Source organism: Amycolatopsis sp. cmx-4-54, from assembly GCF_046548895.1.
Lineage (GTDB): Bacteria > Actinomycetota > Actinomycetes > Mycobacteriales > Pseudonocardiaceae > Amycolatopsis.
Window position 1 is genome coordinate 518188 of the sequence record NZ_JAEBEJ010000006.1, and the last position, 12603, is coordinate 530790.

Here is a 12603-nt window from a genome sequence, read left to right on the forward strand (position 1 = left end):
CACCTGTGCGCATGTTGGTGCTGTGGTGCCCGGACTGGCCCGCGGTCGCCGCCGCGGCCGTCGCGGGCGAACCCGTCGGCCGTCCCGCCGCGGTCTTCTCGGCGAACCGTGTGGTCGCCTGCACCGCGGTGGCCAGGGGCTACGGCGTCCGCCGCGGGATGCGGCGGCGCGAGGCCCAGTCCTGCTGCCCGGAGCTGGCGGTCTTCGGCGAGGACGACGGTCTTGACGCCCGGCTCTTCGAGTCCGTCGCACGGGCCGTGGAGGAGCTGGCCGTCGGCGTCGAAGTGGTCCGCCCAGGGATCGTCGCCGTCCCGGTCGACGGCGCGGCCGGGTACTTCGGCGGTGAGCACGGCCTTCTCGAAAGACTCGTGGACGAAGTGTCCGTGGCGGCGGGAGTGGAAAGCCAGGTCGGCGTCGCCGACGGCCTGTTCGCCGCGACGCTCGCCGCCCGCCGGTCGACGCTGGTCGAACCCGGTGGCACGGCGGAATTCCTGGCCCCGTTGCCCATCCGCGAGCTCGATCAACCCGAGGCGGACCGCGCCGAGCTGGTCACCTTGCTCAAGCAGCTCGGCTTGCACACGCTGGGCGCCTTCGCGGCCCTCAGCGAAAGTGACGTCTCCGCGCGCTTCGGTGCGGAGGGCGTGCTCGCGCACCGGCTGGCGCGGGGACGGTCCGAACGTCCGCCGTCGCGTCGGCGGCCGCCACCGGAACTCTCCCTGGCGAAGGCGTTCGACCCGCCGATCGACCGGGTGGACGCCGCCGCGTTCGTGGCGAAAGGGCTCGGCGAACGCTTCCACGCCGGGCTCGTCGCGCACGGGCTGGCCTGCACCCGGCTCGGTATCTACGCCACCACCGAGACCGGCGAACAACTCGGCCGGGTGTGGCGCTGCGCCGAACCGCTGACCCCGCTCGGTGTCGCGGACAGGGTGCGCTGGCAGTTCGAAGGCTGGCTGAAAGCCAAGGACCGCCCCCACTCCGGCGTCGTTCGGTTGCGGCTGGAGCCGGAGGAGACGGTCGAAGGGCGGTCGCTGCAGCTCGGGTTGTGGCAGGCGGGCGCGACGGGTGTGCTGCGTCCGTCCACAGAGGACGAAGACCTGTCCGGTGAGCGGGCAGGCCGCGCCCTGGTGCGGGTGCAGGGTCTGCTCGGTCCGGAGAGCGTCTTCACCGCGGTGCTCGACGGCGGTCGCGATCCCGCCGAGCGGGTCCGGCTGGTGCCGTGGGGCGACAGGCGGGAGAAGTCGGCGCAGGCGGACGCGAACTGGGCGGGGCGGCTCCCGTCGCCCTCCCCGGCGACGGTGTTCACCCGCCCGGTGCCCGCTCAGGTACTGGACGAGAACGGGCGCGTCGTGGAGATCACCGCGCGCCGCCGGGTCACCGCCGCTCCGTACCTCGTGGGTTTCGAGGGCGGTGAGCCGCGCGAGGTGATCGCCTGGGCCGGGCCGTGGTTCGTCGGTGTCCGGGCCGGGGCGGGGCACGCCCGGTCGGGGACCCGGATGCGGTTGCAGGTGCTGCTGGCCGACGGCCAGGACGCCGAAGAAGCGGTGCTGCTCCGCTTCGAACACCACAAGAATCCGATGTGGACACTGGAAGGGAAGTACGACTGACCATGGACGAGGAGTACACGCGGCTGGTACGGCGCTGGCTGGATGAACCGGCCATCCCGGTGCAACGTGCCGAGTTGGACACCGCCTGGGCGGCCTGCGTCCCGCGCGCGGAAGTGTTCGTCCCCGCGCCGAGAAGCTCGACCGAGAACCGGTGACCCATGGGCTGGAACAACCCTCCGCGGCCGTGGAAGGACCTCGCCCGCGAGCTCGCGGGCGAGGTGCCGCCCGGCGACGGCGGTGACAGCCCCGCCTGGAGTGCCAAGCGGCAGGGTTATCGGCCGCCCGCGGATCTGACCGGGCTGATCGGTGATGACGACGGCGCCACCGCGTGCCGGGTGCCGTACGCCGAACTGCACTGCCATTCGAACTTCAGCTTCCTCGACGGGGCGAGCCATCCCGAGGAGCTGGTGGAGGAGGCGGCGCGGCTGGGCCTGGACGCGATCGCGCTCACCGATCACGACGGCATGTACGGAGTGGTGCGCTTCGCCGAAGCGGCGAGGGAACTGGGCGTGCACACCGTCTTCGGCACGGAACTCAGTTTCGGGCTTTCCGGGCCGCAGAACGGCTTCACCGATCCCGAGGGGGAGCATCTGCTCCTGCTGGCCAAGCAGAAGGACGGCTATCTGAGCCTGAACCGGGCGATCACCGCCGGACAGCTGCACGGTTTCGACAGGCGGTCGTTGTCCCCCAAGGAAAGGGCGGAGAAGGGCAGGCCGGTCTACGACCTGCGCGCGGTCGCCGAAGAGGTACGCGGGAAGTGCGTGGTGCTTACCGGCTGCCGAAAAGGCGCGGTGCGTAAGGCGCTCGTCACCGAAGGGCCCGCCGCGGCCGTCGTGCGGCTGAAGGAACTCATCGACTGTTTCGGCCGGGAGAACGTCTACGTCGAGCTCATCGACCACAGCCTTCCCTTGGACAGCACGCACAACGACCTGTTGAGCGAAATGGCCGAGGAGTTCGGGCTCCCGACGGTGGCGACCACGGCCGCGCACTACGCCCGGCCGGAGCGGGCTCCGCTCGCTGACGCGCTCAGCGCCATCCGCGCCCGGCGAGGCATGGAGGACATGGAGGGCTGGCTGCCCGCCGCGGGAACGGCGTTCCTGCGGTCGGGGGAGGAGATGGCCGAGATCTTCGCGCGGTATCCGGGCGCCGTGCAGCGCGCGGCGCTGCTCGGCCGGGAGTGCGCGTTCGAACTCCACCACATCGAGCCGAAGTTGCCGCCGTTCGACGTTCCGGAAGGCCACACCGAAGCGTCCTACCTCCGGGAACTCACCTACGCGGGAGCGAAGAAGCACGAGAAGAACAAGGACGAGGAGTACCGCGAAAAGGCCAGGAAGCTGATCGAGCACGAACTGGAGATCATCGAAGAACTGGGTTTCCCCGGCTATTTCCTGATCGTCTGGGACATCGTGCGGTTCTGCCGGGAGAGCGACATCCTCTGCCAGGGCCGGGGATCGGCCGCGAACTCGGCAGTCTGCTACGCGCTCGGCATCACCAAGGTCGACGCCGTGCGCTACGGTCTGCTCTTCGAACGGTTCCTCGCCCCGGAACGCGACGGTTACCCGGATATCGACCTCGACATCGAATCCGATCGCCGGGAGGAGGCCATCCAGTACGTCTACCGGAAATACGGGCGGCTGAACACCGCGCAGGTGGCGAACGTGATCACCTACCGGGCGCGGTCCGCCGTCCGGGACGCGGCGCGGGCGCTGGGGTACTCGCCCGGCCAGCAGGACGCGTGGAGCAAGCAGATCGACCGTTGGGGTGCGTTGCGGGCCACGGAGAAGGACCACGATCACGACATCCCGGAAGAGGTCGTGGAGCTGGCCTGCGCGCTCGAAGACTTCCCTCGGCATCTGGGCATCCATTCCGGCGGCATGGTGATCTGCGAACAGCCGGTGAGCGAGGTGGTCCCGATCGAATGGGCCCGTATGGAGAATCGCAGTGTCGTGCAGTGGGAGAAGGACGACTGCGCCGCCGCCGGATTGGTCAAGTTCGACCTGCTCGGGCTCGGAATGTTGTCGGCCCTGCACTATATGATCGATCTCGTTCACGACCACAAAGGGGAAGAGGTCGACATCTCCGAATTGGATCTCAAGGATCAGAACATCTACGGAATGCTCTGCCGCGCCGACGCGATCGGTGTCTTTCAGGTGGAAAGCCGCGCGCAGCTGGCCACGCTGCCCCGCTTGCGCCCCAAGACGTTCTACGACCTGGCGGTCGAGGTCGCGCTCATCCGGCCCGGTCCGATCCAGGGTGGTTCGGTGCATCCCTACATCCGGCGCAAGAACGGCCAGGAGAAATGGGATTTCGACCATCCGACACTGGAGAACGCGCTGAAGAAGACCCTCGGCGTCCCGTTGTTCCAGGAACAGATGATGCAGATCGCGCTCGACGTCGCCGATTTCACCCCGGCGGAGGCGGATCAGTTGCGGCACGCCATGGGCGCCAAACGTTCCGAACACAAGATGGAAAGGCTCAAACGGCGATTCCTCGAAGGCGCCGCGAAGAACGACGTCGAAGGCGAGCTCGCCGAGAAGATCTTCGGCAAACTCAAGGCGTTCGCGAATTTCGGCTTCCCGGAGAGCCACGCGCTGAGTTTCGCCCTGCTGGTGTTCGCGAGCGCGTACTTCAAGTACTACCACCCGGACGCTTTCCTGGCGGGTCTGCTGCGCGCGCAGCCGATGGGGTTCTACTCACCGCAGTCGCTGGTGGCCGACGCGCGGCGGCACGGGGTGCGCGTGCTCGGCCCGGACATCAACGCGAGTCTTCCGCACGCGACGCTGGAACCCTTGCCGGACGGAGGAGAACTGCGCGCCGTGCGGGGCGGGCTGTCCACCGTGCGGATGATCGGCGAGAACCTGGCGAAGAAGATCGTCGAGGAGCGGGAACGCGATGGCCCGTTCGCGGATCTGTCCGAGGTCGCCCGGCGGGTGCGGCTGACCAAACCGCAGGTCGAGGCGCTGGCCGCGGCCGGTGCCTTCGGTTGTTTCGGCGAGAGCAGGCGAAGCGCGCTCTGGGCGGCGGGCGCGGTGGCCGACGAAAGCCCGGAGAAACTGCCGGGACTCGTCACCGGGGCCAGGGCGCCGATGTTGCCGGGGATGGACGAAATCGACGTCGCGGCCGCGGACGTCTGGGCCACCGGGGTGTCGCCGGACAGCTTCCCGACCCAGTTCGTCCGGGAGCACCTCGACGAACTCGGCGTCGTCACGGCGGCGGGCCTGCGCGGGATCCCGCACGGTGCGCAGGTGCTGACCGGCGGCGCGGTGACCCATCGCCAGCGGCCGGCGACGGCGGGCGGGGTCACCTTCATGAACCTCGAAGACGAGACGGGGATGATCAACGTGATCTGCACGATGGGGGTGTGGCAGCGCTACCACCGGGTCGCCCGCGGCAGCCCCGCGCTGCTGGTCCGGGGCGTGGTCGAGCGCACCGGCGAGGTGGTGAACGTCCTCGCCGAACAGATCAGGCATCTGCCGCTGCGGATCACCGCCAAGTCCCGTGACTTCCGCTGAACCCTCTTGACGATCATCGGGGCGTCGTGCTGAAGTTGATCCAGCGTCGCAGTGCACCCGGCAAAGAGACCGTCGCGGGCATGGAGGCGCCGGACCATGGGAAATCATGGAAACCCCTTCTCGAACGGACGGCCGGTTGACGGCGTTCGGAAATCAACTCGTTCAGGTTCACAACTGGCTGCGTAAAGAGCTGGCCGCGCTGCACGACGACCTGGGGTCGGTCGCGGCGGGGCGCGCCGAGCGGCTGCGCGATCTCCGGGCGCATTGCCTCACCTTCTGCTCGGCGCTCACCAGGCATCACACCGGCGAGGACGGCGGTGCTTTCCTCGTGCTGGCGGACAAATTCCCCGAATTGCGGCCGTCGCTCGAAGAGCTCGCGCACGACCACGAGGTCATGACCGGGATCATCGAACGGCTCGAAGAGCTGGTCGCCGGTGTCGGCCCCGGGTCGAGTCAGGACGAGATCCTCTTCGTCCAGCGGGAACTGGACGGGCTCACGGCGATCATGGAGACGCATTTCCGGTACGAGGAGAAGCGGATCGTCGAGGTGCTCAACTCGCTGGACATGCCGGAGTGGCAGGAAAAGAAGCCATCTTTCCTGCTGAAATCGCATTAGGACACGATCTGTCCTATACGGGTTCTAGTGTTCTTCTCATCGCACCACGACGACCGAGGAGAACCCCGATGACCAACCCGATCCCCGACGGCTACCACTCGGTCACCCCGTGGATCATCTCGCGCGACACCGCGGGCATGATCGACTTCCTCAAGCGCGTCTTCGACGCCGAGCCGCTGGGCGACCCGGTGTACGTCGAGGGCGGGAAGATCGGGCACGCGGAGGTCCGGATCGGCGACTCGGTCGTCATGCTGTTCGACTCGCGGGACCACTGGGTCGACACTCCGGCGCACCTGCGGCTCTACGTCGAAGACAGCATCGAGACGCAGCGCCGGGCGATCGAAGCGGGCGCCGAAGAGGTGACGAGGCAGACCGAACTCTTCTTCGGCGACCGCGTCGGCCGGGTCCGCGACCCGTTCGGCAACCTGTGGTGGATCCAGACCCGGCTGGCCGACCTCGACTATCCGGAGATGGAGCGCCGGATGAACGACCCGAAGTTCATCGAGGCCATGCGGTACGTCTCCGGTACGGAGATCATCCCGAGCCGCTGATTTCGGTAGGGTGGTGATCGCGACGCGGAGGTGAGCCGGTGGATCACCACCCACTCCGGGGCAACCCCGGGGAGTACGAAGTCAGCGAGACAAGGCGTCCCGCGCGAGCGCGGCATGCTTCGCGTGCGAGTCCGCGCGGATGACAGGAGAAAGAGTCACCTCCGCGTCGCTCCTCGACCCCTTGCCGCCGGTCTGGCGCTTCCAGGTGGCCCGCTGGGTGACGTTCGACGAGTGCGCCGCCGCGCTCGACCTGACCCCCGGCGAACTCTCGTGGTTCGCCGACGCGAAGGGCTGGAACAGGCGTGCGGCCGATCCGATCCGGCACTACACCTACCGCTGGATCCCGACCGCTTCGGGCGGCGTGCGGCTCATCGAGCGGCCGAAACCGCGACTCGCCGAACTGCAGCGCCGGATCGTGCGGCACGTCGTCGACGCGCTGCCGGTGCACGAGGCCGCGCACGGGTTCCGGCGCGGACGGTCGCCGATGTCGTGCGCGGCACCGCATGCGGGCCGGAAGACCGTGGTCAGGATGGACCTCGAAGGGTTCTTCCCGACGGTGTCCGCGCGCCGGATCTCGGCGCTGTTCGCCCTCGCGGGGTATCCGTCCGCCGTGGCGGAAGCGCTGGCGGGCGTGCTCACCACCGCCGTTCCGCCCGATGTCCTCGCCACCGTGCCCGCGGGCCGGCGGGATCCGGCGCGCGTGCGGCTGCTGAGCAACCTGGCGGGCACGCATCTTCCGCAGGGCGCGCCGTCTTCACCCGCGGTCGCGAACGCGGTCACGCACCATCTCGACCGGCGGATCGACGGCCTCGCTCAGGCCTTGGGTGCCGCGTACACGCGGTACGCCGACGATCTGGCGTTCTCCGGGGATTCCCTGCCGCTGCACCGGTTGCTGCCCGGGGTCCGGCGGATCGTGACCGACGAGGGCTTCCGGCTCCGGGACGACAAGACCTCCATCGCCGCCGCGCACCAACGGCAACGGGTCGCGGGACTGGTGGTCAACAGCGCGCCCGCCGCGACGCGTGCCGACTACGACGCCCTGCGTGCGCTGCTGCACAACTGTGTCCGGATCGGCCCGGATGAGCAGAACCGGGCCGGACATCCCGACTTCCGCGCCCATCTGCTCGGCCGGATCGGCTGGATCGCCGCGTCGTCGGAGCGTCGGGCGGCGAAGTTGCGCGCCTTGTTCGGCGGGATAACCTGGGTTTGAGCGGGTATGGGATCCTGGACCGGTGATCGAGACCGCCGAGGCTCAGCCGGATGACTTCTCAGCGGGAAGGAGTGCTTCGAATTTCCGAGAAGCCGTCCTTTCCCAGCAGTGGTGGGAAAAACGCAGTTTCGTCGGCTGCGATTTCACCGAGGCCGACCTGCGCGGGCTGCGGACCCAGGGCTGCACCTTCGACCAGTGCGACTTCACCAAGACCGACTTCGAAGGCTCGCGCCACGAGGCGTCCGCGTTCCGCTCGTGCACCTTCGACCGCAGTGTGCTGGCGAGCACGCGGTGGAGCTCCTGTTCGATGCTCGGATCGTCCTTTGTGGACTGCCGGTTCCAGAAGATCGCCTTTACCGAATGCGACCTCTCGCTGGTCTCGCTCAGCAAGGCCCGTTTGTCCAAAGTGGACCTCGGCGGCCTGCGACTGCGTGAGGCGAACCTGCTCGACGCGGACCTGACCGGCGCCGACCTGCGTGGCGCGGACCTCACCGGCGCCCGGCTGGCGGGCGCGAAGTTCGAGGGCGCGGACCTGCGCGGCGCGCGGCTCGACGCCAACGGCCTGGTGCAGGCGAACCTCTCCGGGGTCCACGTGGACACCGAGACCGCGATCGCCTACGCCGCCGCGCACGGCCTCGTCATCCACTGACCCCGCGTGCAATGAAAGGTCCTTTCCTTGCGAAATTCGCCAGGAAAGGACCTTTCATTGCACATGCGGGGGCTAGTCGATCGGCGGTTCGCCCGGGTCCAGCTCGATGAGGTCGCCCTCGGCGAGCAGTTCCTCGATGGACGCCGGCAGCAGGTACGCGGACCCGCCACCGGGCTGGTTGAACCACGGGATCGCGACACCGGCGAGGGCTTCGAACGGACGCTGCACGCGATAGACGTGGTACGGCCGGTTCACCCACTCCGGCACGAGCGAGCGCTCCTCGAACGGCGTCCCGGCCGCATAGGTCAGGTTCCCGTTCGGGCCGCCGAAGCGGTCCAGCTCGCTGCCCGCGGGCAGCTCACGCAGCTCCTTGCCACGGAACAGCGTCAGCGGCGGTTCACCGTTGAGCGGCGAAATCGGCCAGTTCTGCTTGGCGTCGGGCGCCCCGGCGGCGTTCGCCGGGGCCGGCGGACGGGCCGGTTCCTCGCGCCGCATCGGCGGTGGCGGAGGCGTCGTCACCGGCGGCTCGCGCCGCGGCGGCGCGGGCGGCGGGCTCGCCAGCACCGGGTTCGGCCGCACCGGGGGCGCGGGCGGGACCGGAGCGGGCTCGTCGTCCAAATCGTCCCCGAGCAGCTCTTCGGCCGTCGTGAACGCGGTCTGTTCCTGCGCCGGGATCGACTCCCGCGGCGGCACCGGATGCGAACCGGTCGCGATCTCGGGGGACAGCGTCGCCAGCACGGGCGGCGCCGGAACAGGCTCCTCGACAGGTTCCTCCGCGACGGCGGGCTGTTCCGAGGGAGGCGGAGCACCGTTCGGGTTCAGCAGGACCTTGCCGAGCATGAACGCGGCCGCGTCCTCGGCGTCGCCGAACACCGCCGGATTGGTCAGCTTCCCGTCGTACCAGCCGACCCGCCAGCCACCACCGTCGACCGGTTCGACACTCCAGCCGTGCTCGGCGGGCGAGCCGATGCGGTAGACGTCGCCGGGCACGTCGAGTTCGTCGAACTTCGCCTGCAACTCGTTCAGCACCGGCTCGGGGTGCTCGGCGCGCCGCGGCTCGGGCTCCGGGTGGGACACGGGGGCGGTAGCAAAGGTCCCCCGCTCCTGCGGCGGGGCGTCGACCTGCGTGACCTCGGTGTCCGACGGCGGAGGAGCCACGTTCCGCTCCGCGTCGTGCGTGAGAAGAGGCAACTCGGGACCGGCGTCGGCCTGCTCGACCGGGGTGTAACCGGTGGTCGCCTCCTCTTCGGGGGGCGCGTACGGCTGGTCTTCTTCCTGCCGGGCGTACGCGTCCTGTTCTTCCTCGAGCGGCGGCTGCTCGTAGGCGTCGGCCTGCGGGGCCCGCGCGTACGTGGTGGCCTCCGGATCGGCCCGAGGTTCCGGCTCGGGTTCGGTGCCCTGCCGCTCCTCGTCGGTGAAGACGTCCTGTTCGGACGCGTACGGGTCTTCGTAGCCGTCTTCGTACTGCTGCTCGGCGGCGGCTTCGTGGAAGTCCTGCGCCTGGTAGTCCCGGGTGTCGTAGTCGTCTTCGTACCGCTGGGCCTGCTCGGCCTGGTCCGGGACGCCTGTCTCGGCGGAGGGCATGGCCGCCGCCGCGGCGACCGGTGCGGCGGCCGCGGCGGCCATCGCGACCTGATCCCGGCCCTGCTGGTGCGGTGGCTGGGCGGGGGGCTGGTTCGGACCGGGGCCCGCGGGGCCACCGGGCGCGGCCTGCTGGGGCGGCACCGGGCCGTTCTGCGGCGGCCCCTGCGGAGGCGGGCCCGCGGGCGAGCCGTTGTTGGGTCCACCAGGCCCACCGGGGCCACCAGGTCCGCCCGGGCCGTTGGGACGCTGCTGCGGAGGCTGATTCCCCCGGGTGAGGTACCCCGCCGCGGCCTGCAGCGTCGGGGGGTCGACCTCGGGCAGCGTGAAGTCGTTCTGCCGGACGTGCTCGATCAGGTCGAGTTCCGGCGAGACGCCGTACTGGCGCAGGTAGAAGTTCACGGCGGCGGGCCAGATCCACTGGCCGTCGCTGTGGAAGGCGACCGGGACGGTGGCCTCGGGGTTCTGCGCGAGCCGGTCGATGTCATAGCCGCGTTCGGTGACCACCAGCGGTGCGCGGTCGAGGTAATCGAGCAGCCTGTCCTGCTCCTCGATCTCCAGGTCGGGCCGGTTGATCACCGGACGCCCGGCCGGGCCGATGGTGTCGAAGATGCGGGCGATGCGGAAATGCGGTCCTGGCTGCTCGGGGCCGAGGCCGGACATGCGCCGGATCAGCCATTCGGGCACGTTCTCCTCGGAGCGGGGGAAAATGCGCAGTTCGTCGGAGAGCGCCTGCGGAGGCGGCGCGAGACGCCACTGCGGCTCGTCGCGGTTGTACTCGAGGTTGTAGCTGGACGGGTGGTCGAGCTGGTAACGGGCGTTGAACCAGGTGCCGCGGCCGTCGCGATACATCCCGGCACGGAGCCTGCCGAACAGCGTCGCGATGTCGTGCGTCGCGACCCATTCGTGCGAGGTGCCGTCCTCGGTGATGATCTCGCCGGTCATCTCGTGGTACCTGCCGACGGCTCGGTACTCGGCGGTCACCTTCCGCCAATCACGCGGAGCGGCCCGCAGCAGGGCGAGGCCGATCTGTTTGACCAGGGTGTCCTGCTCGGTCGCGTTCAGCTGAGTCGTCGGTTGTGCCACGGTCACATTTTGACCGTATCCGCGCTCGTGTGCACCCCGCATGTGGGTTTTGCCGCTATTGACTCTTCAAGAAGATGCCCTGACCTGGTGCCGGGTCACTCACCCGGGATACTGACCGAGTGAACCGAATCGCCAAAACGACCCTGAAGGACGAGGACTGATGGCGGTGGCCGGACAACGGCGTGACCGTGGGGCACTGCTCCATCACCTGCCGTTCCTGCTGGTGATGCTGGTGGTGGCGGTCGCCGCCCTGCGGATCGGCCAGTACCACTGGCGGCAGGGGGCCGCGCTGATCGGCGGCGCGTTGCTGCTCGCCGGCCTGCTGCGGGCGGTACTGCCCGAGGCGAAGGCCGGGCTGCTGGCGATCCGGGGCAAACCGGTCGACGTGCTGACCTACGGCGCGCTTTCCGTCTTGATCCTGTTCATCGCCTTCACGATCACCGGCGGCCCCCTGTCCTGACGCGCGTGAAGGCCCCCTTCCCTCGACTGAGCCGAGGGAAGGGGGCCTTCACGCGCACGGAAAGTCAGGAAGCCATGGCGGGGGCGGGCCGGGCTTCGCGGCGGTCCATGCCGCCGGACACCACGGCCAGCGAGAGTCCCAGCACGGCCAGTGACGCACCGACCCAGTTGGGCGCGACCAGGCCGAGCCCGCCGGCGATCACCAGACCGCCGAGGTAGGCGCCGATGGAGTTCGCGATGTTGAACGCCGACTGCACGGCGGCGGACACCAGCGACGGCGTCCCGCCCGCCTTCTCCATGATCCTGGCCTGCATCATCGGGCCGATCATGAAGCCGGCCAGACCGACGAAGAAGATCGTCACCGCCGCGCCGACCTTGCCGTTCGCGGTGAAGGTGAAGATCGCCAGCACCGAAGCGAGCCCGATCAGCGAGACGTAGAGACTCGGCATCAGCGCCTTGTCGGCGAGCCTGCCGCCGAGGTAGTTGCCGATCGTCATGCCGACGCCTGCCAGGGAGAGCAGCAGCGTGACGTGGGACGGCGAATAGCCGGTGACGTCGGTCAGCATCGGCGCGATGTAGGACAGGCAGGCGAACACGCCGCCGAGGCCGAAGGTGACGATCGCGAGCGCGAGCCACACCTGCGGGCGGCGGAAGGCGCCGAGTTCGCCGCGCAGCGACGGCTCGACCGGTTTGCCCTGGTGGGGGACCAGTTTCGCGATCGCGGCCATGGCGAGCAGGCCGATCACGGCGACGACGCCGAAGGTCGCGCGCCAGCCGACCTTCTGGCCGAGCAGCGTCCCCAGCGGCACGCCGACGACGTTGGCCAGGGTCAGGCCCATGAACATCATCGAGACGGCCTTCGCGCGCTCGCCCGGTTTGGCCAGGCTGGACGCGACGACGGCGCCGGCGCCGAAGAACGCGCCGTGCGGCAGGCCCGCGAGGAAGCGGAAGGCGACGCCGAACTCCTGGTTCGGCGAGAGCGCGAATAGGACGTTGCCGAGCGTGAACAGCCCCATCATCGCCAGCAGCATCGTCTTGCGCGGCAGCCGGACGGCGGCGGCGGTGAGCAGTGGGGCACCGACCACGACGCCAAGGGCGTAGCCGGAGATGAGGTAACCGGCGGACGGGATCGACACGCCGAAGTCCGCGGCGGCTTCGGGCAGTACGCCCATCATGACGAATTCGGTGGTCCCGATGCCGAAGGCACCGATGGCGAGCGCGAGCAGCGCGACGGGCACGGCTCTCCTTCCGGGGTCGAACGTGAAGTAAACGATTACTCGCCCAGCGTCGCGGATGGGGAGCTGAATCGATTTAGGTCTCGGACACAAAAGAAGA

The 12603-nt window shown here is 69.3% G+C and carries 10 protein-coding genes; 8 read left to right on the forward strand and 2 right to left on the reverse strand.

Annotation, left to right across the window (positions count from 1 at the left end; genetic code table 11):
- The first annotated feature begins 11 nt into the window (after positions 1–11).
- The 7 genes from ACLJQ7_RS23095 (at position 12) to ACLJQ7_RS23125 (ending at position 8142) form a co-directional block, all read left to right on the forward strand.
- On the forward strand, positions 12–1604 hold the full coding sequence (locus ACLJQ7_RS23095) for a DNA polymerase Y family protein (protein ID WP_410650303.1): 1593 nt from the start codon (positions 12–14) through the stop codon (positions 1602–1604).
- A 2-nt stretch (positions 1605–1606) separates the two neighbouring features.
- On the forward strand, positions 1607–1759 hold the full coding sequence (locus tag ACLJQ7_RS23100) for a hypothetical protein (RefSeq protein ID WP_410650233.1): 153 nt from the start codon (positions 1607–1609) through the stop codon (positions 1757–1759).
- 3 nt (positions 1760–1762) lie between these two features.
- Positions 1763–5116 (forward strand): error-prone DNA polymerase, encoded by a 3354-nt coding sequence (locus ACLJQ7_RS23105; RefSeq protein WP_410650234.1) that lies wholly within the window; start codon positions 1763–1765, stop codon positions 5114–5116.
- A 106-nt stretch (positions 5117–5222) separates the two neighbouring features.
- Positions 5223–5732, forward strand: a complete 510-nt coding sequence (locus ACLJQ7_RS23110) for a hemerythrin domain-containing protein (RefSeq protein ID WP_410650235.1) — start codon at positions 5223–5225, stop codon at positions 5730–5732.
- Between the two features lie 68 nt (positions 5733–5800).
- On the forward strand, positions 5801–6283 hold the full coding sequence (locus ACLJQ7_RS23115) for a VOC family protein (RefSeq protein WP_410650236.1): 483 nt from the start codon (positions 5801–5803) through the stop codon (positions 6281–6283).
- 139 nt (positions 6284–6422) lie between these two features.
- Positions 6423–7493: a reverse transcriptase family protein gene (locus ACLJQ7_RS23120; protein ID WP_410650237.1), complete on the forward strand. Its 1071-nt coding sequence runs from the start codon at positions 6423–6425 to the stop codon at positions 7491–7493.
- Between the two features lie 25 nt (positions 7494–7518).
- Positions 7519–8142: a pentapeptide repeat-containing protein gene (locus tag ACLJQ7_RS23125; protein WP_410650304.1), complete on the forward strand. Its 624-nt coding sequence runs from the start codon at positions 7519–7521 to the stop codon at positions 8140–8142.
- Between the two features lie 72 nt (positions 8143–8214).
- On the opposite strand, the gene ACLJQ7_RS23130 is transcribed toward ACLJQ7_RS23125, so the two are convergent.
- Positions 8215–10815 carry a glycohydrolase toxin TNT-related protein gene (locus tag ACLJQ7_RS23130; protein ID WP_410650238.1) on the reverse strand — a complete coding sequence of 867 codons (2601 nt, stop codon included), beginning with the start codon at positions 10813–10815 and terminating at the stop codon, positions 8215–8217.
- A 154-nt stretch (positions 10816–10969) separates the two neighbouring features.
- Between ACLJQ7_RS23130 and ACLJQ7_RS23135 the strand changes: the two genes are divergently transcribed.
- The gene (locus ACLJQ7_RS23135; protein WP_034304513.1) at positions 10970–11269 is read left to right on the forward strand and encodes a DUF3017 domain-containing protein; all 300 of its coding nucleotides are present in this window, start codon (positions 10970–10972) and stop codon (positions 11267–11269) included.
- Between the two features lie 64 nt (positions 11270–11333).
- Here ACLJQ7_RS23135 and ACLJQ7_RS23140 read toward each other — a convergent pair whose 3' ends face one another.
- Complete coding sequence (locus ACLJQ7_RS23140) at positions 11334–12506, reverse strand: MFS transporter (protein ID WP_410650239.1); 1173 nt, start codon at positions 12504–12506, stop codon at positions 11334–11336.
- Positions 12507–12603 lie beyond the last annotated feature (97 nt).

What these genes read in the sequence shown, in the direction of transcription:
- ACLJQ7_RS23105 (WP_410650234.1), top strand. Translation starts at nt 1,763, where the DNA reads ATGGGCTGGAACAACCCTCCGCGGCCGTGGAAGGACCTCGCCCGCGAG.
- ACLJQ7_RS23095 (WP_410650303.1), top strand. Translation starts at nt 12, where the DNA reads ATGTTGGTGCTGTGGTGCCCGGACTGGCCCGCGGTCGCCGCCGCGGCC.
- ACLJQ7_RS23100 (WP_410650233.1), top strand. Translation starts at nt 1,607, where the DNA reads ATGGACGAGGAGTACACGCGGCTGGTACGGCGCTGGCTGGATGAACCG.
- ACLJQ7_RS23120 (WP_410650237.1), top strand. Translation starts at nt 6,423, where the DNA reads ATGACAGGAGAAAGAGTCACCTCCGCGTCGCTCCTCGACCCCTTGCCG.
- ACLJQ7_RS23135 (WP_034304513.1), top strand. Translation starts at nt 10,970, where the DNA reads ATGGCGGTGGCCGGACAACGGCGTGACCGTGGGGCACTGCTCCATCAC.
- ACLJQ7_RS23110 (WP_410650235.1), top strand. Translation starts at nt 5,223, where the DNA reads ATGGAAACCCCTTCTCGAACGGACGGCCGGTTGACGGCGTTCGGAAAT.
- ACLJQ7_RS23115 (WP_410650236.1), top strand. Translation starts at nt 5,801, where the DNA reads ATGACCAACCCGATCCCCGACGGCTACCACTCGGTCACCCCGTGGATC.